The organism is Dyella sp. (assembly GCF_036746095.1).
Lineage (GTDB): Bacteria > Pseudomonadota > Gammaproteobacteria > Xanthomonadales > Rhodanobacteraceae > Dyella_B.
In genome coordinates this window covers 1-25,205 of record NZ_DAIOEU010000042.1, presented here as the reverse complement: position 1 = coordinate 25,205, position 25,205 = coordinate 1, and the positions used below count along the sequence as shown (strand labels likewise).

The 25,205-nt window shown below is 60.3% G+C and carries 28 protein-coding genes; 8 read left to right on the top strand and 20 right to left on the bottom strand.

The annotated features are described in order from the left end of the window. Positions 1–83: 83 nt before the first annotated feature. The 3 genes from V7M64_RS15830 to purM all read right to left on the bottom strand — a co-directional run bounded on the left by V7M64_RS15830 (position 84) and on the right by purM (position 2,669). The gene (locus tag V7M64_RS15830) at positions 84–788 is read right to left on the bottom strand and encodes a DUF3108 domain-containing protein (protein WP_333680367.1); all 705 of its coding nucleotides are present in this window, start codon (positions 786–788) and stop codon (positions 84–86) included. Positions 789–830: 42 nt separating this feature from the next. Then, entirely contained in the window at positions 831–1,493 is a 663-nt protein-coding gene (gene purN / locus V7M64_RS15825; RefSeq protein WP_333680365.1) for a phosphoribosylglycinamide formyltransferase, read from the bottom strand. A 147-nt stretch (positions 1,494–1,640) separates the two neighbouring features. Continuing rightward, entirely contained in the window at positions 1,641–2,669 is a 1,029-nt protein-coding gene (gene purM / locus V7M64_RS15820) for a phosphoribosylformylglycinamidine cyclo-ligase (RefSeq protein ID WP_333680363.1), read from the bottom strand. A 101-nt stretch (positions 2,670–2,770) separates the two neighbouring features. Here purM and V7M64_RS15815 point away from each other — a divergent pair, with 101 nt between their 5' ends. The 7 genes from V7M64_RS15815 (at position 2,771) to V7M64_RS15785 (ending at position 7,662) form a co-directional block, all read left to right on the top strand. Continuing rightward, positions 2,771–3,766, top strand: coding sequence for a DUF2066 domain-containing protein (locus V7M64_RS15815; RefSeq protein ID WP_333680361.1), 996 nt, complete (start codon positions 2,771–2,773; stop codon positions 3,764–3,766). 15 nt (positions 3,767–3,781) lie between these two features. After that, a complete protein-coding gene (locus tag V7M64_RS15810) occupies positions 3,782–4,378 on the top strand; it encodes a CDP-alcohol phosphatidyltransferase family protein (RefSeq protein ID WP_333680360.1) in 597 nt (198 codons plus the stop codon). An 89-nt stretch (positions 4,379–4,467) separates the two neighbouring features. Further along, positions 4,468–5,616, top strand: a complete 1,149-nt coding sequence (locus tag V7M64_RS15805; protein ID WP_333680359.1) for an AI-2E family transporter — start codon at positions 4,468–4,470, stop codon at positions 5,614–5,616. Next, positions 5,613–6,320, top strand: a complete 708-nt coding sequence (hda, locus tag V7M64_RS15800) for a DnaA regulatory inactivator Hda (RefSeq protein ID WP_333680358.1) — start codon at positions 5,613–5,615, stop codon at positions 6,318–6,320. The genes V7M64_RS15805 and hda overlap by 4 nt, the downstream gene beginning before the upstream one ends. Positions 6,321–6,367: 47 nt before the next feature. Beyond that, positions 6,368–6,793: a GFA family protein gene (locus V7M64_RS15795; RefSeq protein WP_333680357.1), complete on the top strand. Its 426-nt coding sequence runs from the start codon at positions 6,368–6,370 to the stop codon at positions 6,791–6,793. Beyond that, positions 6,793–7,191 carry a VOC family protein gene (locus tag V7M64_RS15790; RefSeq protein WP_333680356.1) on the top strand — a complete coding sequence of 133 codons (399 nt, stop codon included), beginning with the start codon at positions 6,793–6,795 and terminating at the stop codon, positions 7,189–7,191. Before V7M64_RS15795 ends, V7M64_RS15790 begins: the two co-directional genes overlap by 1 nt. 84 nt (positions 7,192–7,275) lie before the next feature. Further along, a complete protein-coding gene (locus V7M64_RS15785; RefSeq protein ID WP_333680355.1) occupies positions 7,276–7,662 on the top strand; it encodes a VOC family protein in 387 nt (128 codons plus the stop codon). Positions 7,663–7,795: 133 nt separating this feature from the next. Here V7M64_RS15785 and V7M64_RS15780 read toward each other — a convergent pair whose 3' ends face one another. The 17 genes from V7M64_RS15780 to V7M64_RS15700 all read right to left on the bottom strand — a co-directional run bounded on the left by V7M64_RS15780 (position 7,796) and on the right by V7M64_RS15700 (position 24,194). Next, positions 7,796–8,818 (bottom strand): peptidoglycan-binding protein, encoded by a 1,023-nt coding sequence (locus tag V7M64_RS15780; protein WP_333680353.1) that lies wholly within the window; start codon positions 8,816–8,818, stop codon positions 7,796–7,798. 382 nt (positions 8,819–9,200) lie between these two features. Then, complete coding sequence (locus V7M64_RS15775) at positions 9,201–9,746, bottom strand: hypothetical protein (protein WP_333680352.1); 546 nt, start codon at positions 9,744–9,746, stop codon at positions 9,201–9,203. Positions 9,747–9,787: 41 nt separating this feature from the next. Then, positions 9,788–11,449, bottom strand: coding sequence for a DUF6792 domain-containing protein (locus tag V7M64_RS15770; protein WP_333680351.1), 1,662 nt, complete (start codon positions 11,447–11,449; stop codon positions 9,788–9,790). Further along, positions 11,446–12,018, bottom strand: a complete 573-nt coding sequence (locus tag V7M64_RS15765; protein ID WP_333680350.1) for a hypothetical protein — start codon at positions 12,016–12,018, stop codon at positions 11,446–11,448. Before V7M64_RS15765 ends, V7M64_RS15770 begins: the two co-directional genes overlap by 4 nt. Positions 12,019–12,051: 33 nt before the next feature. After that, positions 12,052–12,561, bottom strand: coding sequence for a DUF4189 domain-containing protein (locus V7M64_RS15760; protein WP_333680349.1), 510 nt, complete (start codon positions 12,559–12,561; stop codon positions 12,052–12,054). A gap of 2 nt (positions 12,562–12,563) precedes the next feature. After that, the gene (locus V7M64_RS15755; protein ID WP_333680347.1) at positions 12,564–13,586 is read right to left on the bottom strand and encodes a type IV secretion system protein; all 1,023 of its coding nucleotides are present in this window, start codon (positions 13,584–13,586) and stop codon (positions 12,564–12,566) included. A gap of 96 nt (positions 13,587–13,682) precedes the next feature. Then, complete coding sequence (locus tag V7M64_RS15750; protein WP_333680345.1) at positions 13,683–14,510, bottom strand: hypothetical protein; 828 nt, start codon at positions 14,508–14,510, stop codon at positions 13,683–13,685. Positions 14,511–14,537: 27 nt separating this feature from the next. Next, positions 14,538–17,015: a VirB4 family type IV secretion/conjugal transfer ATPase gene (locus V7M64_RS15745; RefSeq protein WP_333680344.1), complete on the bottom strand. Its 2,478-nt coding sequence runs from the start codon at positions 17,013–17,015 to the stop codon at positions 14,538–14,540. Between the two features lie 99 nt (positions 17,016–17,114). Then, positions 17,115–17,420, bottom strand: a complete 306-nt coding sequence (locus V7M64_RS15740; protein WP_333680343.1) for a VirB3 family type IV secretion system protein — start codon at positions 17,418–17,420, stop codon at positions 17,115–17,117. Continuing rightward, complete coding sequence (locus V7M64_RS15735; RefSeq protein WP_333680392.1) at positions 17,413–17,748, bottom strand: TrbC/VirB2 family protein; 336 nt, start codon at positions 17,746–17,748, stop codon at positions 17,413–17,415. The genes V7M64_RS15740 and V7M64_RS15735 overlap by 8 nt, the downstream gene beginning before the upstream one ends. Before the next feature lie 216 nt (positions 17,749–17,964). Then, positions 17,965–18,789 (bottom strand): lytic transglycosylase domain-containing protein, encoded by an 825-nt coding sequence (locus V7M64_RS15730; RefSeq protein ID WP_333680342.1) that lies wholly within the window; start codon positions 18,787–18,789, stop codon positions 17,965–17,967. Positions 18,790–18,799: 10 nt separating this feature from the next. Beyond that, the gene (gene virB11, locus V7M64_RS15725; protein WP_333680340.1) at positions 18,800–19,840 is read right to left on the bottom strand and encodes a P-type DNA transfer ATPase VirB11; all 1,041 of its coding nucleotides are present in this window, start codon (positions 19,838–19,840) and stop codon (positions 18,800–18,802) included. A gap of 18 nt (positions 19,841–19,858) precedes the next feature. Beyond that, positions 19,859–20,992, bottom strand: coding sequence for a TrbI/VirB10 family protein (locus V7M64_RS15720; protein WP_333680339.1), 1,134 nt, complete (start codon positions 20,990–20,992; stop codon positions 19,859–19,861). Further along, positions 20,989–21,723 carry a TrbG/VirB9 family P-type conjugative transfer protein gene (locus tag V7M64_RS15715; RefSeq protein WP_333680391.1) on the bottom strand — a complete coding sequence of 245 codons (735 nt, stop codon included), beginning with the start codon at positions 21,721–21,723 and terminating at the stop codon, positions 20,989–20,991. The genes V7M64_RS15720 and V7M64_RS15715 overlap by 4 nt, the downstream gene beginning before the upstream one ends. A 32-nt stretch (positions 21,724–21,755) precedes the next feature. After that, complete coding sequence (locus tag V7M64_RS15710) at positions 21,756–22,664, bottom strand: type IV secretion system protein (RefSeq protein ID WP_333680338.1); 909 nt, start codon at positions 22,662–22,664, stop codon at positions 21,756–21,758. Continuing rightward, entirely contained in the window at positions 22,661–23,128 is a 468-nt protein-coding gene (locus tag V7M64_RS15705) for a hypothetical protein (RefSeq protein ID WP_333680337.1), read from the bottom strand. Before V7M64_RS15705 ends, V7M64_RS15710 begins: the two co-directional genes overlap by 4 nt. 262 nt (positions 23,129–23,390) lie before the next feature. After that, positions 23,391–24,194: an inositol monophosphatase family protein gene (locus V7M64_RS15700; protein WP_333680336.1), complete on the bottom strand. Its 804-nt coding sequence runs from the start codon at positions 24,192–24,194 to the stop codon at positions 23,391–23,393. A gap of 157 nt (positions 24,195–24,351) precedes the next feature. Between V7M64_RS15700 and V7M64_RS15695 the strand changes: the two genes are divergently transcribed. Next, positions 24,352–25,113 carry an RNA methyltransferase gene (locus V7M64_RS15695; RefSeq protein WP_333680335.1) on the top strand — a complete coding sequence of 254 codons (762 nt, stop codon included), beginning with the start codon at positions 24,352–24,354 and terminating at the stop codon, positions 25,111–25,113. The last annotated feature ends 92 nt before the right edge of the window (positions 25,114–25,205 follow it).

Sequence of the window (25,205 nt, the reverse complement as noted above, 5' to 3'; positions counted from 1 at the left end):
ATTCGTTGACCTGAACCTCAATGGCCGTCATTGCCGCGAAAGCCGGAATGACGGCCATGTGATGTGTGCAGTAAGAGAGTGATTTACGGCGAGCTGTAGCGCACCAGCTCCAACGTCAAATCCCCGCCATCGCTTTGCGCCAATTTCACCGGCAGCGGATACTTCGTCGGCACATACCACGCCTCGAAGTGCTTGTCCGTATCGGTGCGCGACACACGCTCGGCCTGGAAGCTCCCCGCCGGCACTTTCACGTTCTCGCTGCCTTGCACCTTGAACTGCTGCTGTTCCACGTGCTGCTTCACGCCCACCGGCAAGGTCACGTTCTGTCCACCGTTGCGCAATGCCATGCCGAGTGCGTACGAGATGGTGTTGCGATCGACCATGCCTGGTACGGCGGCATAGTTCGTAACGCCCTTGCCCTCGTCCACGCTCACCTGCTTGGTGCTCCAGTTGACCTGCATGCTGCGCTGCTTGGTCTTGAACGCAACAACCTTGGACGTATAGCTTTCGGTCTCCGGCGCATTGCCGTTCCAGCGAAAGCGAGTGACGTCATTGGAATTGGCACCCAAAGCCGCTGCCAGGCCGGACGTGCCCTGCATCTGATTGCTGTATTCGTATTGACCGTTGCCGAGCGCTTTCAGGGTAATGGTTGCTTCACCCATCGGCTGGCCCTGGCTTGTCACGGCGTACGTCGCCGTGAACGGTGTCGGCTGTGCAGCCAATGCAGCGGTGGAAACAGCCAGCGCGAGGCTAGCGAGGAGAGAGCGGATGAGGTTGTGTGTGCGCATGGATCGGCAGTGTACGCACAGATGCTGAACGCCTGATGGCAATCAGGGAGCGAGTACGCCGTTCTGCCACCGCAAAGGTTTGCGAAGCGGTTCGTCGTCCAGAAGGATGCCTTCGTCACCGAGCGCCAAGCGGCCGGCGGCGATCCATGCAACGACTGCCGGCAACAATTGGTGCTCCAATGGCAGCAGTCGCGCGGCGAGGCTGTTTTCGTCGTCGCCGGCTTCGATCGCCAGCGTGGCCTGTGCAATCACCGGGCCGCCGTCGAGTTCGGCCGTTACGTAATGCACGCTTGCGCCATGCTCGAGATCGCCGGCCTTCAGCGCGCGGCGGTGCGTGTGCAAGCCGCGATACTTGGGCAACAGGGAAGGGTGGATGTTGATCATCCGTCCCGCCCACGGTTTCAGCGCATCGCCGTCGATGATGCGCATGAAGCCGGCCAGCACGAGCAAGTCCGGCTTGCTGGCGCCGATGCGATCGAACAGGGCGAAATCGTAGGCGCGACGGTCGGCATATTCGCGCGGGTCCAGCACCGTGGTGGGGATGCCTGCACTTTGCGCGAGCTGGAGGACGGGAGCATCGGCTTTGTCGCTCGCAACCAGCACGAATTCCACCGACAGTTCTCCGCGCTCGCGTGCGGCGAGCAGCGCGGCGAAGTTGCTGCCGCGGCCGGAGGCGAGGACTGCGATGCGGAGAGGTGCGGGCATGTTGGATGGTCGGTTGCGAAATCTATGCTCTTTCCGGCCGTCATTCCCGCGAAAGCGGGAATCCATGTTGCTCTGATGTAAAAGCGAAGATGGACTCCCGCTTTCGCGGGAATGACGGCCACAAAATTCACGGCCAGTTTGAGCCCCTCATGCAATATGCACGCGCTCGCCGCCTTGCGCCTGCGCCACCTCGCCGATCACCCAGCTCTTCAAATCATGCCTGGCGAGCAGCGCCGACGCCGCACTCACCGCATCGCGCGGCAACAGCACCGTAAAGCCCACGCCGCAATTGAAGGTGCGCCACATTTCTTCGCGTGTCACCTTGCCTTCGCGCATCAGCCAATCGAACACCGGCGGCAGCACGATGGCGGCAGCATCGATATGCAAGCCAAGGCCGTCCGGCACCACGCGGATGATGTTTTCCTTCAGGCCGCCGCCGGTGATGTGCGCCATGCCGTGCACAGGGGTGGCTTTGAGCAGCTCGAGCATCGGCTTTACGTAGATCGTCGTCGGCGCCATCAGCGCATCGGCCAGCTTCACGCCGCCAAGATCCAGCTCAAGCGGGTTGCCCGCACGTTCCACGATCTTGCGGATCAGCGAGTAACCATTGGAGTGCGGACCGGACGAAGCCACGGCCAGGATCACGTCACCGGCGACCACGCTGTCGCCGCTGAGCAGCGCTTCTTTTTCCACCGCACCGACGGTGAAACCGGCCAGGTCGTATTCGCCCGGCGGGTACATATCCGGCATTTCGGCCGTTTCGCCGCCGATCAGCGCGCAGCCAGCCAACTCGCAGCCCTTGGCGATACCGCCGACCACGGCCACGGTCGTGTCGACGTCCAGCTTGCCGGTGGCGAAGTAATCGAGGAAGAACAAGGGCTCGGCGCCCTGCACCAGTACGTCGTTCACGCACATGCCCACCAGGTCGATGCCGATGGTGTCGTGACGGTTCAATTGCTGCGCGAGCTTGAGCTTGGTGCCCACGCCATCGGTGCCTGAGACCAGCACCGGCTCCTTGTAGCGCGTACCCAGGTTGAACAGGCCGCCGAAGCCACCCAGGCCACCCATCACCTCGGGACGAAAGGTGCGCTTCACAAGCGGCTTGATACGTTCGACCACGGCATTGCCGGCATCGATATCCACGCCTGCAGCGCGGTAGGTAAGGGCGTCGGACATGGCCAGCCTGAGCTTGGAGAAACGTCCAATGATAGACGTTAAGAGCTGGATTGGGCAGACTTTTGCCGGATTCCCTGTCCCCAACTATGGTCCCTGACCCCATGCGTCTGCCACGTTTGCCGATCGCCCTCCTGTTGTTTGGCCTCGTCCTGGGGCTTGCCCCGATGGCGCATGGGCAGACCACCAACTCCCCCTATACCGTGGTGGTGCCGGTCACCGATACCAGCGCAGCGCAGCGCAGCCAGGCGTTTGAGTCCGCGCTCGGACAGGTGCTGGTGCGTGTTTCCGGTGGCCAGGATCTGAGCAGCAAGCCCGGCTATCCCGAGGCCGTGCAGAACGCGGCAGGCATCGTCAAACAGTTTCGGTACCAGGCCGATGGTGGCAACCCGCCTACGTTCACGCTGACGGTGAGTTTCGATCAAGGCGCCGTGCAACGCCTGGTGACCCAACTGGGCGCCACGGCCGCAGGAGTCAAGCCGCCGCTGTTGCTGGTGGTGAAGGCGGCCGATGGCCATGTGCTCACGCAGGAAGAACTCGGCCGGCTGACCAGTGCGGTGAACAAGGGCGGCTATCAGGCGAGCTATGCCGATCCATCCCAGCTGCCCGACCTGGGCAAGCTGGCCGATGCCGATCCGGCCGCGTTGTCGGCGATCAGCCGGCTTTATCACACCGGCCTGGTACTGCTCGGCAACGTGCATGGCAATAGCGCCGATTGGACGCTGATCAGCGGCGGCCAATCCCAGCATTGGAACACCCAAGGCACCGACCCGAATACTTTGTTCGCCGAGGCCGGCCAAAGCGCCACCAGCCGCCTGGGTCAGGCACTCAACGTAATCGCCACGGGTGACGTCACCGGCAATGTGTGGGTATCGGGCCTGCATTCGGCCATGGATTACGCCAACCTGCTCGCCACGCTGCGGGCCGATCCGTCCGTGCGCAACGTCGCCACCACCGGCGCCCAGGACGATGGCGTGATGCTGTCGGTCAAGGCGGGCATGCCGCTGGACAATCTCGTCGCCAATCTCGCGGCCGGCGGGCGCGTGATGGAAGGCCAGGCGCATGATGGCGCGGATGCCACGCTGCGCTGGCTTCATTGAGCCATGGGCGTCGCGATGCCGCTAGCGTCGCAATCGCCCTGGCGTCATCTGCCCAACGCCATTTCGATGGTGCGCGTGTTGCTTGTCGCGCCCATCTGCTGGCTGCTTTGGCAGCAGCGCTGGTCGTTCGCCTTGCTGCTGGTCGCGGTGGCTGGCGCTTCGGATGGGCTGGATGGCTTTCTGGCGCGCCACTACGGCTGGCAGAGCCGCCTTGGCGGCATCCTTGATGCGGTGGCCGACAAACTGTTGCTGATCGCATGTTTCGTGATCCTGGCATGGCGCCAGCAAGCGCCCGCCTGGCTGGCGTCGACCGTGTGTGGGCGCGACCTGGTGATTGCGCTGGGTGCGCTGGGCTGGCGTGTATGGATCGGTCCGATCGAACCGCGGCCCAGCCTGTTGTCGAAGGCCTGCACGCTGGCGCAAATCATCTATTTGCTCGCGGTATTGCTGGCGCTGGCGCATGGGTCGGCGTTGCGCTCAACGGTGCTGGCCTGGCTGGTCGCGGCACTGTGTGTGGCGAGCGGCGTGCATTACGTGCTGTATTGGTCGCGCCGGGCCTGGCAGTTACGCCATGCAAACGCCATTACCCCGCCGCGCGGAGGTCTGGAGTAGGGAAAGCCTCGCACGGGTCTGCAAGGCTTTGAACAGCCCCGCACATCAGCCACACTTGCTTCCGTTCGCGCCATCCTGACGAGCCTTTCGTGTCCATAAGCCAAGAGACATCCCGCCGCTGGCAGATGCTGGCAATCATCATCACCATCGGGCTGCTGGTGTGGCTGCTCGCGCCGGTGCTGATGCCATTCGCGGTCGCCGCCATGCTGGCCTACCTCAGCGATCCGCTCGCTGACCGGCTGGAGCGGCTCGGCTTGGGACGCACCCTGGCGGTCAGCATCGTGTTCGTGGTGCTGATCCTGGCGATTGCCGCAGCGCTGCTGTTGTTGGTGCCGCTGATCGCGCGGCAGGTCGAAAACCTGGTGCAGAACTTTCCCCGCTACCTGGAATGGGGCAGGGACACCGCCTTGCCATGGTTGCAGGCCAAGCTGCATCTGGACCCCAAGGCGTTCGACGCCGAACGGCTGGTCGATCAGATCAAGGAACATCTCGGTTCCATCGGCACCGTGCTGGGCACCATCTCGCGCTCCAGCGTGAGCGTGGTTGCATGGCTCACCAACCTGGTGCTGATCCCGGTGGTATGGTTCTACCTGCTGCGCGATTGGGACCGCCTGGTGGCGTGGATCGATCGCATGCTGCCGCGCTCGGTTCAACCGACGGTCGAACACTTGGCGCGCGAATCCGACGCCGTGCTCGGCGCCTTCGTGCGCGGGCAATTGCTGGTGATGTTGGCGCTGGCCATCTATTACGGCGTGGCGCTTACCTTGGTGGGGATTTCGGTCGGACCTTTGATCGGCATGGTCGCCGGCTTGCTCAGCTTCGTGCCGTATCTGGGTTTTATTACCGGATTTGCCGCGGCGATCATCGCTTCGCTGGTACAACACGGCGATTGGGCAAACCTGCTGATGGTGGTGGGCGTGTTCGTGGTCGGGCAATTGCTGGAAGGCTATGTGCTGGTGCCGCGATTGGTGGGCGAGAAGATTGGCCTGCATCCGGTTGCCGTGATCTTTGCCGTGCTGGCCGGTGGTTATCTGTTCGGCTTTCTGGGCGTGCTGCTCGCCTTGCCGGCCGCGTCCGTCATCCTGGTGCTGCTGCGCTATCTCGCCCAACGCTATCGGCTCAGTGACCTCTACACCGAGAAAGGCGCGCCCGATAGCGTGATCGCCGAAGTGGATGTGACCGTTCACGGCGATGGCGCTGCGCCCGTGACTGTCACCGGCCACAGCGACAAGCCATGACCGCGCAACTGCCACTGGGATTGCGCTGGCCTCGCCGCCAGCGCTTCGAGCATTTCCACGCGGTGGCCAATGCTGCCGCGCTGGCGGCGGTACAGATGCTTGCTACGCAGGCTGGCGCGCCGTGGGTGTATCTGAGCGGTGCAACGGGCAGTGGCAAGAGTCATCTGCTTATGGCTGCATGCCAGGCAGCGCACGAAGCCGGTCGCACCGTGCAATATCTTCCGTTGAAGCATTTGCGCGAACATTTCATGGCGATCCGCGGCATCGCCGGCAGCCAATTCATCGCGCTTGACGATCTGGATGTGCTGGCTGGCGAGCGCGAAGCGGAACACGCGCTGTTCGATCTCTACAATCGCGCACGTGCTGAAGGCACGGCGCTGATCTTCACGGCGCAGGCTACGCCGGCCCAGCTTCCGCTTATCCTGCCGGATTTGCGCTCCCGCCTCGGCGCCTGCGCTCAGTTCGCCTTGAAGCCGCTGGATGATAATGAGCGCCGCGACGTGCTCAAGCAACAGGCGGCGTTGCGCGGCATAGAGCTGGACGACTCCGTGCTCGATTGGTTGTTTGCACGTTACGCGCGCGACCTGGGCGCGCTGCTGGATTTGCTCGACCGGCTGGACCAGGCGTCGCTGGCGGCCCAGCGGCGGGTTACCGTACCGTTCCTGCGGGCGTTCCTGCGCGAAACCGGCCAGCCGCCACACTGAATTTCTTTTGCATAAGCGTTCCACCTGATCATCAGAGGAAAGCGGGCATGAGTACGAGTGTTCCTGAAGCAAGCCGCGGCCGAATGCTTTCGGGCGAATGCCTATGTGGCGACGTGCATTATCACGTTGAAGATCGCTTCCTCTACGCGCTCAATTGCCACTGCTCGCAATGCCGCAAGGCGACCGGCTCTGCCTTCAAGCCGTTTGCCGGCATCGAACGAGGCAAGCTCAGCGTCATCATGGGTGAGGACGCTTTGTCGATATTTGGCGACGAGCAGGGGCATGACGCGCGCTGCAAGCGGTGCGGATCGCTGCTGTATTCCGTCGTTCGCGAGGGGCAATACGTGCATGTCACCTATGGCACGCTGATCGACGAGCCCTCCATACGGCCGACCGCGCATATCCATGTCGGCTCGAAAGCGCCGTGGTACACGATTACCGACGCGTTGCCGCAACACGAGGAGCTCGACTGATGGCACACATCATTACCCCTTTTTTGATGTTCGAAGGAACTGCGGAGAAAGCGATGCAGTTCTACGTGTCCTTGTTCGACGATGCCGGCATTGTTTCCGTGGAGCATTGGGGGGCACACGACGTGGGTGCGCAAGGGAAGGTGAAAAAAGCGCAATTCACCTTGTGCGGGCGATCGTTCTATTGCTCCGACAGTCCCATTGAGCATGCCTTTACGTTTACCCCGTCGCTTTCGCTATTCGTTGACCTGGATAGTGAAGCAAGCCTGGAGCGGACTTTCTCGCAGCTCATGGATGGCGGAAAAGTGCTTATGCCGCTCGATGATTATGGCTTCAGCAAAAAGTTCGGCTGGGTCAACGACCGCTTCGGCGTATCGTGGCAACTCAATCTGCCGCAATAGTTGCGCAGGCGGGGATGACAATCCCAACACCCCATCGCGAAAAGCTGGGAGCCGTATTCCGGCCACTTGTCCAAGGACCAAAGCATGATCGACCACACCGGCGTTTCCGTACGTGATTACGAAAAGAGCAAAGCGTTCTATACCAAGGCGCTCTCCGCCATTGGCTATGCGTTATTGATGGAATTCCCCGCCTCTGTCACCGGCTACACCGACGTGGCAGGTTTCGGCGAACCGCCCAAGCCGGATTTCTGGATCGGCGGCGGCGTGCCCAATCAGCCGGCCATCCACGTGGCGTTTCGTGTGAACACCCGCGCGATGGTCGATGCCTTCTACCAGGCGGCCATGGCGGCAGGTGGCCGGGACAATGGCAAGCCCGGTCTTCGCCCTCATTATCACGAGCATTATTACGCCGCGTTTGTGCTGGATCCGGATGGGCACAATATTGAGGCGGTGTGTCATGAGGCGGTATAACGCAAGCTTGATATATCTGAAGCTTCCCGCCTTTAACCAAGAGCGCCAGCCGGGCATATCGCGCATGCGCAACAGTCAAAGCTAAATAAAACGCCTGGCAGCTTTCCATGCCGGGCGTTTTATCCGGGAAAGCTCAGCGAGCTTGCAATGCGCTGATCGTTGCAGCGTCCAGCTGGCCAGTAACGGGCAGGCCGTTGGCATGCTGAAACGTGGTGATCGCGCGGCTTGTTCCCGGGCCAGGCTGACCGTCTACTCTGCTGTTGTATAAGCCCAGCTCCGCCAGCTTGCGCTGTGCATCGGTGAGCGAATAGCTGCCGTCGGCCCCTGGTCTGCTTGTGCCATCGACCGCCAATGATCCACCTGTGCCCAAGCCTCCGGCAACACGCTGCGGCGCATAGTTGCGGACTGACTGCACCATCTGATTGTAGGCGTCCAGAAAAGCTGCTGCGATAACTTTGCCTTCGGGCGTTTGACTATAAGCCCCCATGTTTGCACCGCCTGTACCAAATTGTTTCAGCAGGGCGCTTCCAGCAAAATCGATGTTCTTGGCACTGCCCTGTGCCGCTGCAACCTGCACGCCCGAGCGCGTATCCGTCAACATCATGGTGGTGGACGCCTCACTGCTTTTCATGGAGCCCGCGACAGCACCAAGGATCGCCCCATAGCTGCCGCCTATAGCAGACAAAGCACTCTGTGCACCACCGGTATGCTCCGAAAACTGGATGGAAGGCGTGACAATGTAATCCGCCGCGACCATCTGGCCGTGCCCCATATTGCTCGAACCGCGCAACTCTCCCGAGGCAGCCAGACCACGTTCGCCCATCATCGAGCCCATCGCCCGGCCACGGTCGACGACGGCAAAGCAGTTGCTCTGTTGCACCATCAGGCAAATCAGCGGAACCGTAGATGGCAGTTTGTATTGCTGGGTAAGTACCGCATACCAGGGATCGTTGACGTTTTCTTCCACGGCCAGCGTTCCGAGAGGACGCGGGCAGTGTTCCAGTGTGCTGGCCGCTCCGGTGCTAGCGGAGCCCGCAGCCGAACCACCAACGGGATTCTTGCCTCCTCCTACTTGCATTTGAGCGCACCCTGCCAATAGCGTTGTGGCTAAAATGCAAAATGTTTTAAAACATCTGATTATTTGATGGTTTTGCATGACAGCTCCATTGTTTTGCTTGGGCAAAAAGGGTGCCTGCGCGGTTCTTCTCGTAAACCGTGTATCGCTCGAAATCGGCCCCTGGCTTTAACTATCCGATCTGATGCGATTTGGGTACAGCTGGTATATGCCGATAAAATGTGTAGTGAAAGCCTGTAATAGTCGGGGTAATAGTCGTTTGAATCACTTGATCGGTTATTGCGAGTGCCAGCGCTTGGCCGCGCCGTGCTTTGGAGTTCATTCGCTCGCACCATGGGAGCGATAGCCTGATCTTGGTTACTACCTTGTAAGCGCGTCCATCAGGGGCCCGTGGGATTAGCTCGTGAGAAGGCGGTAGCTGATGGCCATGATTCGGATGTTCATCAGCAAGAGGCTGGCATGGCTATTTGCCACGCAGACGCACCCATTTGTTGTTCACGTGCACGCACAGACCGGCATCCGGGCAAGGAGCCAATTGTCCGGCGTCGACAGCGGCGTTGATCTGTTGAATCCATTCCGAGCGCTTGATATCCGCGTGGGCCTGGAAGCTCACGTAGGCAGCCACCGCAATTACCGCGAGCGAGCCGACAGCGCTGGCAACAAAGGTTTTCCAGGCATGTGAGGTGTTCGCACGCCTCACATGTTGCAGATGTAATTCAAGTTGTGCGATGGCCTGATCCATGCGTTGGGTACCTTCACGCATCGTGTGGTCGAGTTCCTGCACGGCATCGCGACCGCCTTCCGTGATGGCCTGTTTGGTACCTTGACGAATCTGCGCCAAGGCTTCCAGGGTCAAGTTGTTGCTGGTTTCCAGGGAGTGTTTAGCTTGTTGATCGAGTGCCTGCGTAACCTGCAGCGACTGGCGTACGGCGTGGTCGATGCGTTTTTCCAGTCCATCGATGGCAGTACTGAGTTGCAGGGAGAAGGCTTTGACTTCCAGTGTGGACATGGGCATTCCTTTGGAGGCGGTGATGAGCAGCGCGATTGCGATCAGCGACTCATCGAGGGGCCTTTGCGAACCATTTGCTGCTCAAGAGCTTGTTGCCGCTCCAATTGCTCGTTGTAGTCCCGGCCCATTTGAAGCCACGCCTGGCCGTGATCCGATTGCAGATACGCTTGCGAGACGGCGCTCATGGCCGCGTGATCTTTCACGACGCTGGCCTGGTACAGGGCTTCGAACATGTCGTCGATGGAGCTGTGCGGGGTAATGGCGGAAACGTCGACTCTGCTTGTGGTGGCGTCTTCGCGTTCCTTGGCCGGCGGCTCAGGTTCGCGTTGCTGCGGTACGGCGTGTTCGGGCATGTACTGGGATTGCAGCCGGTGCAGTTGTTCTTGCAGGCGTTGCAATGCTTGCAGCATGTGTTGTTGCGGCGATGGTTCCGTTTGCGCCGCGATGGCAGCCACTTGTGACTCTGGCGGCACAGGTACGCCGCGTGCGGCATTGGAATAATGAGCCACGCCTTCAACGAAAGGCTGCACAGCTTGTTGTGCGCTTTGTCCAAGCTGCTGGACGTCGTGCTTGACGTGATCGACGACATACGTGCCAGCCTGGTGAATGGCGCGAGTCATGGGCTCTACTGCCTGATCCAGCGCGTGCAAGTCCTGCTTGATGTGGTTGGCGACGTAAGCACCGGTTTGGTCAATGGCCGTGATGCCAAGCATGGTCGTGTTCGTGGCGACGTGAGCGGCATGTTCCACGTTATCCACGGCGCGGTGGGCGGCCACACTGGCGAGCTTCTGGGCGGTGTCGCGGTCGCCATGAAGTAAGGCCGCCGTGGTTGCAGCGCCAAGCGTGAGCGCGGTCTCCTTCTTCTGCGCCAACCGCCAGGCCAGGGAGAAGACATTTGCACGGAGGTCGCGCATGTCTTCGCGATACAGCGAGATGGCTGGTTGATGGGCGCGAGCGCGGGCTTCGTTTTCCGCAGAAATGTCGGAAGGGCGACCGGGCTGATCGATAAAGTTGGTGATGCTGTGCGCGTCGACGTTGACGGCGCCCAAGGGATTACGCGTGGTCGCGTGCTCGTGGTAGCCGTTGTGCTCCAACCGATGGATATCGTCGGCAGTGGCGAGGACAATGACCTTGCCGAAATGGTGGCTGACGGCGCTGACCACATCGGTGGTGCGCACGTAGTTGGTGACTAAGTCGCCGCCTTGGGGAATGTGATAGCCGAGATCGGCAGCGCCGTAGGCGTTGAAGGTGATGCCGTGGAGATGGAATTTATAAGCCATGAGTTGGGCAAGGGCGCCGCCGAGGGAGTGACCGGTGACGGTGACTTCAAGAGGCACATGCGCGTCCTTGGCGGCTGCTCTGGCTTTTGCCATGACGCGTTCGGTAAAGGCTTGCGCGACAGCTGCTTGGGCGTTGAGGCCGGCGAGGACCATGCCGCCATCGGCTATGAAGCCATCCTTGAGTAATTCACGATCGAATTCGCTGCCGCGATGGGCGATGATCACTTCGCCGGTGGGGTGGCCGTTGGCATCGAGCTTTTGGTACGCGGTGCCCTGATAACCCGTGAGGTCGTTGTTTTCGGTGTCGATGATTTTGTATTTGCATTCGCCGATAGATATCGGCTTATTGCTGACTTTCTCGTTTGCACGGTCTATATAAGCGTCCTGAGATAGAAGTGCACAGTCGTCCGATTTGATGGTCACTCAAAATGCTCCTTGGCGGACAGTGTGATAGAGAAGAATTCCTCACGATAGCGGGCAACAACGTCCGACATGGTGGAACCTGCATAACCCATGTTCTTAATCGAGTTGTCGCCGTACGCTTTTTTGGGGAAGTACTGAGGGATGGATTGCTGCTGGATGATTTGTGATTGGGACATATCTGGTGCGAAAGTCACTTCACCAACTTTCAGGTTGGCAAGAACGAACGGCATATTCCAATGACATACGCCTTTGCCGTAATAGTCAGCATCCTGAAGAAGATCCAAGTAGATCACGCCCTTGTATTCCTGATTGTTCACACGAGTGAGCGTGAAGGGTAGGTCCTGATCTGGCGGAGGACGGTAAATGCCAGCGAACTCCTCGAACGGTGAGCATTGCTCGTTAACTACTTTGTAGAGCATGTAGCCCTTGACTGATTCGAAGGGGCCTGGCGCGTCTTTGATCATCAACGTAATCTCATAGCGCATCTTTGGGTGCGGGCTGTGCTTGATGTCTGGAGTATTCATGGAGGAACCGCAGGCAGAAACGACGATAAGGGAGGCCAGCGACAAGATGAAAAGTCTTAAGCGTCTCATCGTGTGACGTCACTGGATTCGCTGCGGAAGACTGCAGGCAGAGTAGTAAACGTGGCAGTCCGTGGCGCCTGCCTCTTTGCATACCTTCATTCCTTCGCGGGCGGCGTCGTCGATGGTGGCTGCGTTTCCTGCATTGAAGCCCGGATTTCCCACCACGACCACTCCACAGCCATTGGCGTAAGAAACCTGTACCCTGCAAAGGGATCCTCCCTTATTCGCACAATCTGCCATCGCACCCTGTTCTGCGGCGGCTTTGCTCGACATTCCAGTGTTGGCGCCTAGAACACCGCGAACTCCATCCGTGCCCATGGCAATCGCACCCCAGCGTGACTCCCATCGCGGAGATGGTGCAGCGGGTGCTTGTGGTTGTTGTTGGTCATAGCCAGGAAGGGGGGCGCATCCTTGCACCCCCTGACCGCCGATGGAGTAATACCCAGGAGGGCAATTGCCATCGGCACGTGCAGGAATATGAAACACCAGCAGGCCAAATAGTAGAGAGATCAATACGAGTTGTTTCATATTTATTCTCCGTCGCGAGGTTTGTATTTCACTGCGTCTTTATTGGTTGTATCGGTGGTCTGGGTGGGGCGGACAGGATTGGTAGTTGGGTTGAAACGGGGGTCAGTGTTTTGTTCGGTGCTTGCTGATCTGGTGCCTGCTGGCGGTGGTACATATCCCCCACCATACGACCCCGGTGGTTGCCCTTGCGGTCCCAGCCTCGACGGGCCACCCGCAAATTGTGAGAAGGCGAAGAACGTTCCCATCGTCCCATTGAAAAACACCGCCGCCATCGGCGGTACCGAAACAATCAGCACCGTCATCAGCAGACCAATACCCCCTTGCTGCATCGCCTGGCTGGTGACGCCCTCGGTGTCGTTGCCCAGAAACGCGTTGAAGAACTTGCCTGCCCAAAAGGCTTCGCTGACTTTCAAGGTCAAATCCAGCGCCATGGTGCAGACCACGCTGAGCATGGCCATGGAGAACACGGTGCCGAGGCCGTACAGCAACCAGCGGCGGAAGAGGTCTTTGGTCTGTTCGAACAGCAGACACAGCATGAAGAGCGGACCTAAGCCAACGAACAGGGCTATGGCGAATTGGTAGAGCAACAGCATGGCGCCGGCGGCCATGGGCGGGGAGGCGGTGCCGAAGGTGGCGATGAGCATGGAGCGGTCTTTGGCCTGCTGCATCTCCTGATCGCCGGGGACAATGCGCACGGCATCGATGGTGCTCAGTGCGATCTGCGTATAGGCCAGGTTCTTGTCGATCGCTTGAGCGGTCGTCTTGCTGTCGCTGCCGGTGAACAAGGTATGGATTTCCTTGTCCAGGCCGATGGTCAGCCAGTCGTGCAGGTTGGTGCCCATGACAGACATGGTGGTGGCGGCGGAAACGATGACGGCGATGCGGGCCATGTTGATGACCGCATGCATCAGGGGTTCGCGGGATTTGCCGGTGAGCAGGCGGTAACCCTCGATCATGATCCACAGCGTGACCAGCGTAAGCGCGATGGCGCTGGCCCAGGTGGTCATGCGAGTCATCAGATCCATGCCGAAATCATCGATCTGCTTGTTCAGGTAGTCGTGGACCAGCGAGTAATAGATGTAATCGCCTATGTTTGGCATGAGCCTGCTCCGGTGATGCCACTATTGGCTAAGGGCCGCCTTGAGGGCGGCCGCGTTGATGAGTGTGCCCAGCACGCTTGGGCTGCCGTGAATGGCGCGGCGAGAAAGAGTGGCCTGGACCTGTGCAAGCAGGTCGATTTGCACATCGTATTGCTTCATGTTGGTGTCCCACTGGTCGCGGGCGTTTTGCAAATCGGCCTGATAGCGGGCGACATCGTTGCTGACGGATTCCAGAGCACCTGATGATTCCCCGACCTTCGGGCGCTCTTTCTCAATCTCCATGAACTTCGTACTGGCATCGGCCACGGCTTGCAGATAATCGACCGTTACGTTGTATTTCTTGTTCTTGGTCATCACGACCAGCTTGCACAGGTCGCGCTGCTGTTTCACGACATCGCCGCCCATGTCGGGCGTGATGCTTTTCAAGGCGCTGCTGATCTCACCCGACAATGACCGGTCGGCACCCGGGCAGGCATCGTCCACCCCGTAGTCGTCTTCGATGTAAGTGAATTGATGCCGCAGGGTGAAGGCCTCGAAATTGAGGCCTTTGAGCTTGATCAGTTGTTGGTTCCAGAACTCTACTTGCGCGGCGTAGTGCTGCATGACCTCCCGATAGTGTTCGGCGGTCTGAAGCCACTCGCTGTTTTCCTTTATGCGTTGTGCTTCTTGTTTTGCCCACTCTTCGGACTCTTTGGCCCAATGCAGCATGGAATCGGCCAGGCTTATCGGGTCATGCACGATTTCCGCGCCCTGCGCGTGGCTGGTGTTCGTGCCCATGCCAAGAGCCAGCCATACGGTGGCCATCAAGCTTGTTTTGAGGCTTGCCCGGCCAAGATTGTGATTTTTCATAAAGGCGTCTCCATGTGCCTGACTCATTTATGCGCGTGCTTGTTGCGGGTTACGCGGGTTTGGAAGCTGTGGCGACGGCGAGGGGCGTGATTTGCCACTACCTTTGCGTCGCTCATAAAACGTGGGCAACCATTGTTCTGGCCGCAGGTGGTCAACCGCCATCCCTTCGCCTTGTGCGCATTCGCGTATGACGTCATGCATGACGTCGATGTTGTCGGTGGAGGCGGAGATCACCGCGAGGGCATCGTCCATGCCGCGCAGGTTCAACTGGCACACGGCGGAACCGTGCCCTTGCTTGACCAGGAATGCCCGTGAGCGCTCGTCCAGGCTTACCAGTACCTGATATTCGGCTTCGGTAAGTTTCAGGCCGTCGATGTAATCCTCGCGGCTGGCATTCGGATTGGGCAACAGCAGCATGGTGGCGGTTTGCTCGATGAGAGCGGCGGCGATGTCGCTGGCGAGGGCATCTTCAGGGCTTTGCGTTGCGAATATCCCCAGGCCGTTCTGCTTGCGGATGGTTTTCTGCTTGTTCTTGGCGAATTCCTTCAGCCCGCCCTGGCCGTCGAGAATTTTCCAGAACTCATCCATCACGTAGATCAGCGGGCGGCCGTCGATCAGTGTCTCCAGGCGATGCAGCAGATAGTGGATGACCGGGGCGCGTACTTCCGGGTTGTCGATGATGTCGGTGTAGTCGAAGCCGATGATGTCGGCGCGGGAGAGATCGACGGTGTCCTTGGGGTTGTCGAAGACCCATCCGAGGGAGTGGCCGGCCGTCCATTTGCGCATGCGCACGAACAAGCCGTCGTCGCCCATGTTGGGCAGGCTCTTCTGGAAGTTGGTCATGCTGCGCAGGTGCATGGGCGTATCGAGCATGCTGTCGACGGCGCGGAAGACGTCTTCTTCCTCGCGCGAGCTGTAGATGCTCTTGCCAGCCAGCATCTTGATCAGTTCGGCCAGGAATTGCACGTTGGCTTCGTTGCGCTCGCATTGGAACGGGTTGAAGCCGGTGGGCTTGCCGTTTTCCAGTGCCAGATAGTTGCCGCCGCAGGCACGCACGAAAATCTCCGCACCATGGTCCTTGTCGAAAAAGAAGATGGTGGGTGTGGGCGAGAGCTTCTGCGCCTGGCTGAGCAGGAAGTTGATCAGCGCGGTTTTACCGGTGCCGGATTTGCCGATCACCAAGGTATTGGCCACGGCCTTTTCGCCTTCCGATTTCTCGTTGGGATGGGTGGCGTGGAAATTGAAGTAATACGGCTGGCCGTTGTTGGTTTGCAGGGTGGTGATGCAATCGCCCCACGGGTTGTGGGCCTTCTTGCCCATGGCGAAATTATGCAGGGGCGAGAGGCCCAGAAAGTTGAGCGAGCTGACGTTCGCCAGGCGAGTGCGGTATTTCCAGTTGCCGGGAAACTGTGAATAGAACGAGGCGGTAACGGCCAGGTCTTCCTTCACCGAGACGAAGCCGGCATTGGAAAGCTCCGCGCGCGTGGCGGCGATGTGTTGGGAGAGCGCATCTTGGCTTGCGGCATAGACCGCCATGGTGAAGTGGTATTCGCCGAGCACGAAGTTGCCGGAGGCAAGCTGGTCCATCGCCTGATCCAGCTCGATGATCTGGCTTACCGCCTTGTCGCCGGACGAAATCATCATGCCCTTGGTGCGCTCCAGTGCCTTGAGTGCGGCATGCCGGCCCATCGGGCTGAAGGAATGGGTGATGACGTATTCGAAATCCAGGTACTTCAAGCCGTTGAGGATGCCGGGATAAGTGCCTTCGGTGTATTCCTTGATGTTGAGGATGGCGCCGAAATGGTTTTCGCCACTGGGCGTGGTGAGTACGAAATCGCCGGTCTTGCTGGAGAAGCGTTGCTTGCTCACCGGCAGATACCGGTATACCGGTGCGGGCAGCACCGGCACCGGCTCGTCGATGCGGTTGAGCAAGTAGCCGAAGAATTCCAATGTTTCGGAGAACACCACCCCGTTGCCGGACTCGTACATGCCAAGGCGCTGGGGCGCGTAATCCTTCAGTACCGCTTCGACGTTGCCGGCCAGCTCATGGACGGTGCTTACGGCGTGATCCTGCTCCGCCCTGAGCCGGTCGATGTCGCGGACTTTCTCGGCAAAGCGCTTGCCGCTCACGACAGGGCGGTAGATCAGCGTGAGGTAAAGCTCGTTCTGCATGAGCTTCTGTTCGGAGAGTGCGCTGAAATAGGCATCCGACAGGCTCTGGTTGAAGGCTTGATCGAAGCGGCTCTTGTCTTTCAGGCGCCGTCGCCGGCGCACGTCGTGCACCCAGAAGGCGACATTGGCGAAATCGGGCGCGCGTAGCGTTTGCAGCATGCGGTTGAAGCTGTTGTGGCGATGCTGGATATCTGACGCATCCTTGCCGACGAAGGGCAGGCCATCCAGTCGCCACACGATGAGGAAATCGCCACCGGTGGTCTTGATGACGGTGGGGGATGCATGGGTCGACAGCGGAATGCATTCGCTGATGGGAGCGTCGGGTATCAACATGCTTCGTGCCGTTGTGAGAGTTAAAACCTAGCGAGAAGGAATCAAAAAGTCTGTAGGTGCACCCGCTCCGGCTGTTCAGCGGAGCGGGTCGTCTGCCTGCTAGTCATGCCCTGGTTGGCCACGGTAGCTGTTGGGCGTAAACACCCACATGCCATCGTGCTCCTTGAGGTTTCGCACGCGTGTGCGGAACTGAAGTCGCAGGCCGAGCAGGCGGAAGATCATCTCGTCGCGTTTGGCCATCTGTCGCATCACGAAGATGACGAACGGGATAAGCACGAGGAAGATGAGGTTGGTGTACATCGCCAACAGCAGGCACGAGCCGGCGCCGATGAAGAAGGGCACGTAGGGCACGCCCATGAACATCGGCGGGCGGGTGCAGCCGCGGAACAGTGGGTTTCTATGCATAGTGGCTCAAGACCTGCATGACCATGGCGGTGCATTGCTGTGCGCCGGTGTCGCCCACCACCATCTTGGCGATTTGTGCGGCTGCGCCCACCAGCACGCCGCCGATCAGGATGGGCGCCACGTCGGTGATGCGCTTGTGCGCGAAGGCGATCTGGTAACCGGAGAAGACGATGGCGATGGTGACCACGGCGATCGAAGCCATATTGAGCAGCCCGGTCACGTTGTCGAAGAAGCCGCAGACTTTCGTATCCGAGCCGGCAAAACCGGTACCTTGTGCGGATGCCAATTCCGGCAGTGCGACGGTGGCGAGCACGGTCAGGCCAAGCATCAATACGGGAAGCACGTTTTGGAAGTTGTACTTGATGGGGGCGAGCTGTTTCATCTCAGACTCCTTGTTGAGGGTGTTGCACGGTGGAAAAGGGATGGCTGACGGCGAACGGGTCGCCAGGGTGATGGCGAACATCTCGAAACGCTTCGAGGCCAGGTGGCCATCGCGACGAACGCGGCTGGCGTTTGTTGGACGAATTTGGACCGCGTTGCGGCTTCAGAAGACGAAGGCTTCATCACGCGTTCCCTGGCGTAAGTCGGTTGGATCGACGGGTGCAGAAGTGGCTACCTGAGGGGGTGCAGTGCTTGTTACTGGGTCGTTCGGCCCGCTTACTTGCGGCACAAAGACATCGCGCGCAGCGGCGCTGTCGTTGGATGAGACTTCCGTGCTGTTCGCGGCGTGGTCGGTTTGTGGCGCATCACCAGGTAAGCCGGCCACGGGTGCTGCGATGGATGCAACAACCGCATTTGCAGCCGTGTCCGGGGCCGTGCTGCGCATGGCGATGCGATAAGCGCTGCCATCTACCAGCAATTTGACGGCTGGCTTGGTGTTGCCGGGCGTTGCCGTAACAGGAATGGACGCAACCTGGTGACCTTCGAGCGTCAGGCTCCGGTTGATGGATTCGTAGATTTTCTGCACGTATCCATCGCGATAGCCGGTAATGAAGTTGCCGGAGTAGTAGCAGCTGAAGGCTTTGCCCCAATCGTTGCCGGAGCTTGCGTAGCACTCGGCAAGAATGCGCGAGCCGGCGGCGAGATTGGCGCAGGTGTCGAAAGCTTTCTCGTAGGTGTCCAGGCCGTATCTGACGAGGTTGTTGCGGTTGACTTGCGCTATGCCCACGGAGAAGTTGTAACCCTGCTGTTCCAGCATGTGCACGGTGGCGATGGCTTCGTCGAGGTTTTGCGGCTGGCGCACCAATTGGCCGCCGACCACGCCGATGGCGAACGGGCTATGGCTGGATTCAACGTTCACGACGTGCTGCATCACCTCCGCGGACACGGCGAGGTTCGGGCAGCTCATCATTTCCAATCCTGGCAGCATGGCGGGCTCCTCAGATCGGCTGCGGTTGAAGGGTGCGGCCGGGGTTGAAGTCGATGCCGGTGATATAGCGGCTGCCAGCGTGGGCCTTGATGTGCACGACGATGTCGATGGTCATCATCAGCAGGCGCTTGATGGTGGCGAACTCCAGGCCCGCACCTTCGGACGATGCCTTGACCATCAGCGCGAGCTGGTCCCAGGTTTGCCCGATGCTGCCGGCGTGGCAGCTGGTGATGGAGCCTGGGTGCCCAGAGGCGCAATTGCGGATGAAGTAGAACGCTTCGTCGCCGCGCAGCTCGGCCAGGATGATGCGGTCGGGTTTCATGCGCAGGCAGGCTTCCATGCAGCTTTTGGCGGTGACGTTGCTGGCGCTTTGCCCCCCCTTGGAATAAAGCAGATGCACCACGTTCGGCTGTTCGATGAACAGTTCGCGTGCGTCTTCGATGGTGACAAGGCGTTCCGTATGCGGGATGTGATGCACCAGCGACTTCATGAAGGTGGTCTTGCCGCTGCCGGTGGCGCCGGCCACGACGATGTTCTTTTTGTCGAGTACGGCCTGGCGGAAAAAATCGCCGTAGCGGCGTTCTGCGCGCAGCCGCAGCAGATCGCGGTCCTGATCGCTCAGGGCGTGGGTATCTTCGATGATCTGGGCGAAGAAGCCATCTGCCTGGTATTGCGCCAACGTTCGGGTCTGCCGGGATGGCAGGCGGATGGTGATGGATACCTTGCCGGCATCGCAGGCCGGTGGCATGACGAATTGCGCACGCTGGCCCGTGGGAAAAGTCAGCGACACCACCGGATCGTTATCGGTGATGCGCTGGCCGGTGTTGCTTTCGTTGACGACGGTGGTGCAGAACTGCCTGGCGCGCTCGAACGTGAGCGTGGGCACTTCCATGCGATGCCAGCCGGTACGGTTTTCGAGATACAGCTCGCCGGGCCGGTTGATGCAGATTTCCGTGACGTCGGGTGATGCCATGAAATCCTTGATGCCCAGGATTTCATACTGGTAGTCGAGGAAGTCATTGCTGACCTGGGCCATGCTTGAGCCATCCATGATCTCGCTCCGCGATATCTAGAAACGAGCAACCACGCCGCTGAAATCCACGTCTTTGGCGACGTAGATACTGACGACCGTGCCTTGGTTGATGGTGACGGTGGCAGCACGGGTTGCAGAGCGCTGCACGGCCTGGTTGGCAAGGTTCTGCATGGTCTGCGCGGTGTTGCTTTCGAACGGCGTTTGGGTAACTACGCCGTTGCTGATGGTGGTCTGGCGCGGGCCGTGCTGGGCTGCTTCGTATTTGAAGGCGTCGCTGAGCAAGCTGATCAGCAGCGCGGCACCGATACGGTTGCCCCAGTGGGCGTCGTAATGGCCTGGATGTCCGGAGCCGCCGAGGTTGTCCACGCCAGGGCTCGCCATGTTCACGTCGATGCCGGTGGGCGTGACGATGCGGTCCCACACTACGTAAACACGGTCAGTGCTCGGCTCCGTGTCGTATTTGCCCAGCACTTTGGAGCCTTTGGGCAACAACAGGCGCTTTCCGTTGAAGGAGTACACAGGTTCGGTAACCGTGCAGGAAGTGAACCCCGGGTAGTCGGTCACTACGCGCGTCTGCAACACGCAGCGGATGAAGGTACCGCGCAGCATCAAGGTGTCAGGATTATTCAGAGGCTGTGCGTTGGATACGTCGGCGAGCGAGCCAACGCCGCCAGGCAGGCTTGTACCCGGCGCTGCACTTTGCATGCCGGCCATGGCTGGATCGGATGAAGGTGCCGTGGTTTCGCCAGCCATGCGGCGCTCCCGCAACGTTGGGCCGCGCGGCGTGAGCGGCTCGGTAGGCGTTGCGGGCAGCGGAGGCGCGGGGATCTTCGGAGCGAGGGCGATGGGCTGTGCTGACTGCCCCTGCCGCATGGCAGGGCCGGCGGGCACGGGGGAAGGTGCCGGCGGCACGTTGACTGTTTCCTCGCGCGGCTTCGGCGGCGCCTCACTTCGGTTCGACACGCCATTCATGAGCAGCAACACCGCCACAATAATCACAGCGACGCCGCTGGCCACTACGAAGATGGCGTTGCGATTGGTTCGCTTGCCTTCGCTCGTTCGCAGCTGCGGTGCGCCCGCATCAAGATCCGGTGCTTGCGGGGAATAACTGTTGCCAGACGTAACGTCGGCGCCCTGGTGCGCAGGCTGATAAGGGTTGTTCGTGCTCACTTTTGCGCACTCCTTCGCAGACCGATGACGTTGTCACCGTGGCGGATGACCAGATAGGGATACGTGCCATGGACGATGAGGGTGTTGCCCTCGACGGTAGTGTTCACCGCGGCATCTTCCGCGTGCTCCTTCTCACGCATGAACACCGCCGGGAAGTCACCGCTCGGAAATTGCTTGAGGTCGCTGAGCTTGATGTAGGTGAACTGACCGTCGTCATAGACATTGACCGGAATCAGCCACGGCGCAGTGCGAGTACGCGCCGCGTAGTCATAATCGAAGTTGTAGGCGCGCCCTTTGACCAAGCCGGTGTCCAGCTCCGTGGCCGGCTTGTTGGCTTCGGTGTCAGCGTTGAAGCTGGCGTCGGCGGGATAGGTGAAGCTGATTTTGTATTGCACGCCTGCGCGTTTAGCCTGGTCCAGCTGGGTCCAGTCGGTGGCCACCACTTTCAGCTCAAAAATGTACGTATGCGTCGCCGTTCTGATGATCATGTTCGTGTCGACGTCGACGTTCTTTGGCTTGAGATAGAACACGTTTTCGCGGCGCGTGATATCCCAGCCATGGCTGAAGCCGGTGCTGTAATCCAGGATTTTTTCGTGCGGGCTCAGCTCGATCTGTGTGGTGATGCCCAGGCCGGTACGCACCTGATAGATGCGATCAGCCTGGTACTGGTATTGCGGGAAGACCTGTGCGCGTGCGTGCGGCGTAACACCCGCAAGCGCCAGGCATGCCATGCCCACCAGGGTGGATCCTTTGATTCCCTTCATTAGCGGCCTGCTCCGTCGATAGCATGTCTGGGGAGCAGTGCTGGTGTTTTCACTGGCGCCGCAGTCCCGGTTTGTTCAAGTGCTGGGGTGGTTGGCAACGGTACTTCTGCTGCACTTGCCGCAGCCGCAGGCATGGAGGCCTCTGGCGAATCGGCTTGCGCGGGCAGATTCACTTCATCGGATGGGGACGTGGCGTAGTCGTTGTCCACGCGATAGCTGGTGACCTGGAAGCCGAGGGGGTTTTCGATCCTCGCTTGCTCGTCCATTTGCAGGTTCGGCTTATAGATGAATTGAAGATTCGCGATCTTGCTGTCCAGCAGCTGGCTGGCCCCGGTCTGCTTGTTATAGAGGCTGCGCTGAAAGCGCACCGTGGCGCCTTGCACGGTTTGTTGCGCGCCGCTACCGATCGGCGTGATGCTCAGGATCTTGATGCGGATCGCTCGATCCTTGCCATAGACGGCGTAGGGGCTGCTTGGATTGTTCGGCGCATGCAGTGCCCGGTAAGGCGCCGCAACCTCGGGCGATGACATGGTCAGCGTGGTGGTCCAGTCGCGCAGGTTCATCATGGCCACGTCGTAGGATTCCCGCGCCAGGATGAAGTGCGCCACGTTGCTGCGGTTGATCGCTTCGCTGGTGGAGAGGCGTTGGCTGGCGACGTCGTCGGTCAATCGCGTGATGGTGCTGGTGCCGGTATAGGCGTCGGCCATCACGATGTACGGCACCTTTTCCTTCAACGGCAGCATGTAGAAATAACCGCCTGCAAGGATCAGTGCCATCGCGAGCGCGCTGGAAGCTACCCACCACGCGCGACGTTCGCTGCGTTTGGCGAGATCGGCCACGGTGACTTCATAGTTGATCGACCTGGCGACGGCGTCGTCGATGCGGCTGGACGTACGTTTGAACATCATGGCTGACTGGCTGGCGCGGCGGGGGTGGTTGCGTTTGCGGCAGCTTCAGCGCGCGCGGCGCTGGCCGAGCGCACCTGGATCTGACGGCCGTCGGCGGAAATGAGTACATCCTGCTGGGCGTAAAGCACGTTGAGCTTGCCGATCGCTTCCTGCACGTCCGTGGTTTGCAGTTGCGATACAGGCCTATACAACGCGAAGTCCGATGGCAGCAGATAGGAAAGTTGCAAGCCCGAATCCTTCGCCCAGCGCGTAAGCATGGTTTTGAGCGTGCCATCCATGGGCGCTGCGTAGAATGTATATGCCTTGGCCAGCGGAATTTCCGTTGGCGCATTCGGGAAATGATTGACCGGCTTCCACCTGCCACCGAAATCCTTGGCCGCAGGCGTAGCACAAGCAGTAAGCGCGAGGATGATCCAAAGCGTTGCCGCCCGCAGGCATACATGCCGGAAAAATTCGAGATCCATCGTCGTCGGTGTTCCCCATGAGCGAGGAAAAATCATACCGGCGCAGGTACGGGTGGCAGATATCAGCTAACCAGCAGGCGGTTTGTGCGTGCTTGGCTATTCCTTACTCGCATGAATGCCAGCTGTGACGTGTGGGCTTTTTCGTTTGAAACGTGCCTGCAAGCTTCCCAGGCACGGAATTTGGCGCGCGCGAAGCTTGGGGAGTGAACCCCAAATGGATGTCTATACGTATGGAATGCCGGGGCTTGCGCCCCAGGCTGCATCAGGCGCGCAACAGCGCCGGTGTCGCGTTGGCGCCCACCGCTTCCACCATCGCTTTCACCACATGGTGGTTACCCGCGATGACATTGCCGCTTTCGGGTATGCCGTCGCGTCCGGCGAAGTCGCAGTACTGGCCGCCGGCTTCGCGGACCAGCAGCACGCCGGCGGCCATGTCCCAGGGCTTCAGGCCGATTTCGAAGAAGCCGTCGTAGCGGCCGGCGGCGGTGTAGGCGAGGTCGAGTGCGGCGGAGCCGGAGCGGCGGATGTCTTCGGCCTGGGCGAGCAGGGCGCGTGTCATCGCCAGTTGCGATTCGAGGTGCGCGCGCTGGCGGTACGGGAAGCCGGTGCCGATCATCGCGCCGTTGAGGTTTTCGCGTTTGCTGACGCGGATGCGGCGGTCGTTGAGGTAGGCGCCATCGCCCTTGCTGGCGGTGAAGAGTTCATCGCGCAGGGGATCGAACACGACGGCATACACCGGTTCGCCCTTGTCGAGCATGGCGATGGAAACGCTGAAATGGGGAATGCCGCGCAGATAGTTGTGCGTGCCATCGAGCGGATCGATCACCCACACTAGCGGGCTCTTGCCGATCGCGCCGCCTTCCTCGGCGAGGATGGCGTGGTTGGGGTAGGCGCGGCGCAGTTCCTTGACGATTTCGGCTTCGGCCAGACGATCGACTTCGGAAGCGAAGTCCATGCGTTGCTTTTCAACGACGTTGAGACCGTCGATGCGGTTCATGTAACGCAGGATCACGTTACCGGCGGAGCGCGCGGCGCGTACCGCGACGTTGACGGCGGGTCTGGTCATGGCTTTGGCTTGGTAAAAGAACGGGTTAGCGGTCGGCCATGGTAGCAGAGCGGCCGGGGGCGGGCGAGCGACCGCACGGGCGCCAAGCGGCATCGTCCCTTCTTGCCGAAGCCTCGACTATCCTTGCCACCCTCCTGAATGCCTGATGTTTCGCCACATGAGCGATATTGCCGACCTTCCCAGCAGCTTCCGCTTCGTCCTCGTCCGCACCTCTCATCCGGGCAATATCGGCAGTGCCGCGCGGGCCATGCGGACCATGGGCTTTGCCCGCATGGAGCTGGTCTCGCCGCACCGGTTTCCCGATCGGGAGGCCTCGGCCATGGCGGCCGGCGCGGACGACGTGCTGGAAGGGGCTGGCGTGCATGCCGGCCTGGTGCATGCGCTGGCTGGCGCCAGTTTCTCCCTGGGTTTGTCCGCGCGCCGCCGTGGGGTGAACTTGCCGGAACTCACGCCGCGCGAAGCGGCAGGGCAGGCGCTGGCCGCGGCGGAGCGTGGCGGGCAGGTGGCCTTGGTGTTCGGCAACGAGCGCACGGGCTTGGAAAACGAGGAATTGGCGCGCTGCCATGCGATGGTGCGCATTCCCAGCGTGGACGATTTTAGCTCGCTCAATCTTGCGCAGGCGGTGCAGGTGATGGCCTATGAATGCCGCCTGGCTTTGCTCGGTGAAAAAGTGCCGACGCCACCGCCGCTGCACGACGAGCCGCCGGCGGATGCGGCGCAGATGGAGCGCTTCTTCGAGCATCTGTTGCAGACGCTGGACGATATCGATTTCCACAAGGGGCGTGCGCCGACCATGATCATGTTGCGGCTACGCAAGCTGTTTTTGCGCGCGCAGATGGATGAGCGCGAGTTGCGCATGTTGCATGGGATTTTGGCGGACGCGCAGCGGATGGCGCGCTTGGCCAATGAGAAGAAGTAACGGCGCGGGTTGCCTGGAAATGATGCGGTCCCTTGTCGCCGTCATTCCCGCGAAAGCGCACTGCTGTCCGGGGAAATTCGATCATGCGAAGA